Source organism: Desulforamulus profundi, from assembly GCF_002607855.1.
Window position 1 is genome coordinate 1 of the sequence record NZ_AWQQ01000014.1, and the last position, 2,808, is coordinate 2,808.

A 2,808-nucleotide genomic window follows, 5' to 3' on the forward strand; every position below is an offset into this window, starting at 1 on the left:
CCAAGGAAGAGGAGCTGTCCATGAAGGCCAATGCTCTGAAGGATCGGTTGGCGATGTTGAGCTAGTGGGTATTTCTTAGCCTGAAAGGTATTTCTATGGGGTCCAGTTGTTAGACTGACGGGTAATGCCTAGGGGTCTTGTATGAGGCATACAGGACCCAAAAGAATACATGTAAGTCTAAATTAGGGAGTGTGATTCGTATGGCACTTCAATTTGAGGAAATCCTGTCCCCCCTGCCCAAGGGTGGACTGGAAGGCGAGATCAAGGTGCGGATTCGGGTACAGGTGCACGAGGATCCGGATGACGGCGGTTTCTATGCAGTAACCCCGGACGTGCCGGGCTGCGCTTCCCGGGGAGTAACGATGGAAGAGGCAGTGGAGAATTTTAAGGAAGCCATTAAGTTTTTCTTGATCGAGAATGACGGGCATTAGGTTCTTGTTTCGGATATGAGGTTGTACTTGCTCCATATCTAGGTGTTACCTAAAGGGCAGCCCGTCTAACTTCTCACATCTCACTTCTCAAAGCCCGCTCCGCTTTTGGAAAAGCCGGTCTGCCCCGTGGGTAGCCGTGCCAGGATACAACCTTCATTTTAAGCCGACCATATCGAACCAAGAAAGGACTCATCTCCGTGACCTACGAGCAAGCGATTAAATATCTCAAAAGCCTAACCAAGTTCGGCATCAATCTGGGCCTGAGCCGCATCCAAGAGCTGCTGCAAAGGCTGGGCAATCCCCACCACAGACTGAACATCATCCACATCGGCGGCACCAACGGCAAAGGCTCCACCACCGCCATGATTGCCAGTATCCTCAGAGCGGCAGGCTATAAAACCGGCATGTTCACCTCCCCGCACCTGCACAGCTACACCGAGCGGTTCCTTATCAACGGTGAGCCTATTGCCGAGGCAAGGTTGGCTCAACTCATCAATGATATCCGGCCGCACCTGGACAACATGGTGACGGAGGGCTTCGAGCACCCCACCGAATTTGAAGTAAGCACCGCCCTGGCCCTGTTGTACTTTGCCCTGGAAGAAACGGACTACGTGGCTCTGGAAGTGGGGTTAGGGGGGACCATTGACTCAACCAACGTGGTGACCCCGCTGGTTTCAGTCATCACCAATGTATCCCTGGATCACATGGACTACCTGGGCAGCAGTGTTGGGGAAATTGCCCGGGTAAAGGCCGGTATCATCAAAAAAGGCGTACCGGTGGTGACCGCGGCTGAAGGGATAGCCCTTGAAGTGATTCAGCAGGCGGCAGAGGCCAATTACAGCAGGCTGATCCGGATGGGCAAAGACGTGACATGGTCTCCCCTGCGGCAGGAGAGCAACCAGGGCTGCCAGGAATTTAAAATCGAAGGACTGCAAAACCGCTATCACGTTCGCCTTCCTTTGCTCGGGTCACACCAGCAAATCAATGCCGCCACCGCCGTGGCGGCGGTGGAAATGCTGTTTGCGGGCGGCGGGCATCCTGCTCCTGCAGCCGCCGTGGTAGAGGGATTACGAACAGTTCAATGGCCGGGGCGATTGGAGATTATAGGAAAAAACCCCAGCATCCTATTGGACGGCGCCCATAACCATGCCGGAGCCCTGGCTCTGAAACAGGCCCTGCTGGAATCCTTTCCCGGACGCCGGTTTATCTTTCTCCTGGGCATGCTGGCGGATAAAGAAAGATCCAAGGTGGTGGCGGAACTGGCCCCTCTGGCCAGGGCGGTGGTGGTTACCCGCTCCAACCACCCCAGGGCCGGGGATTGGACCAGACTGGCGGACCATGCAAAAAACTACCTGGAAGATGTAATTGTCATAGAAGATGTACAAGAAGCAGTGAAAGCGGCTCTGGACAGGACCCGGCAGGATGACATCCTGTGTATCACCGGTTCCTTATACATGGTGGCGGAAGCCCGCTCGGTTTTGGGACTCTCTGATAAAAATCACTCCGGAACTGCTAAACCGGAGTGATTTTTATCATCCCTTGTTTTGTGAAAAAACAATCTGGCACAAGATTAAAAACAATAAGTATATTATTTTAAGCAATAGGCACTTGCAAACGGTTATAATATACATAACGATGTCGAAGATTGTCTTTAAAAGTGCGGCTTATTCGTCATCTAAGCGACAAAGTTTGAGCTTTGCACAAAAAAGTAATGTCATAAAATTCACAAATGCCCTTTGCAACCTGAACTTTTACTACTATAATATAAAATATAAATAATTAGAAAATTAACAGGGATGAAAAAATACAGCACTATCTTCAGAAAAGGGAGGGGACCTGGTGAAAGCGCTAAAGATCCCAGAAGCAACCATAACTAGGTTATCGATATACTCCAGGTTTTTAAAAAGACTCGATAAAAAAGGAATAACTACCGTTTCTTCCGGTGACATTGCTGAGGGTGTTGGCGTTAGTCCCGCCCAGGTCCGTAAAGACCTGGCCTACTTCGGTGAGTTCGGAACCCGGGGTGTGGGCTATAACGTTAAAGATTTAATTCGCTACACCGTAAAAATTCTTGGTTTGTCTGAGCCGTGGAATCTCGTGATGGTGGGGGCCGGTAATCTTGGCTCCGCACTGGTGACTTACAGGGAATTTAAGGACAGGGGCTTTACCATTGTCGGGGTATTCGATAACGATCTGACAAAGATCGGCAAGCGTATTGCTGACCTGGAAGTTCTCCCCCTGGAGGAAATGTCACGGGTGGTGAAAGAGCATAATGTTCGTATCGGCATTATCGCCGTACCCTCCAAAGCTGCTCAGGAAATTGCGGACATCATGGTGAAGGCCAGTTTGGAAGCCATCCTCAACTTTGCCCCGATAT

The 2,808-nt window shown here is 50.8% G+C and carries 3 protein-coding genes; all 3 read left to right on the forward strand.

What is annotated here, in order from left to right:
• Positions 1-200 precede the first annotated feature (200 nt).
• A complete protein-coding gene (locus P378_RS01460; protein ID WP_099082023.1) occupies positions 201-431 on the forward strand; it encodes a type II toxin-antitoxin system HicB family antitoxin in 231 nt (76 codons plus the stop codon).
• A 197-nt stretch (positions 432-628) separates the two neighbouring features.
• A complete protein-coding gene (locus P378_RS01465; protein WP_099082024.1) occupies positions 629-1,957 on the forward strand; it encodes a bifunctional folylpolyglutamate synthase/dihydrofolate synthase in 1,329 nt (442 codons plus the stop codon).
• Positions 1,958-2,270: 313 nt separating this feature from the next.
• On the forward strand, positions 2,271-2,808 hold a 538-nt coding region (locus P378_RS01470), incomplete at its 3' end, for a redox-sensing transcriptional repressor Rex (protein ID WP_099082025.1).

Bases quoted from the DNA above. Each gene is read 5' to 3' on its own strand.
- P378_RS01460 (WP_099082023.1), top strand. From the start codon at position 201: ATGGCACTTCAATTTGAGGAAATCCTGTCCCCCCTGCCCAAGGGTGGA.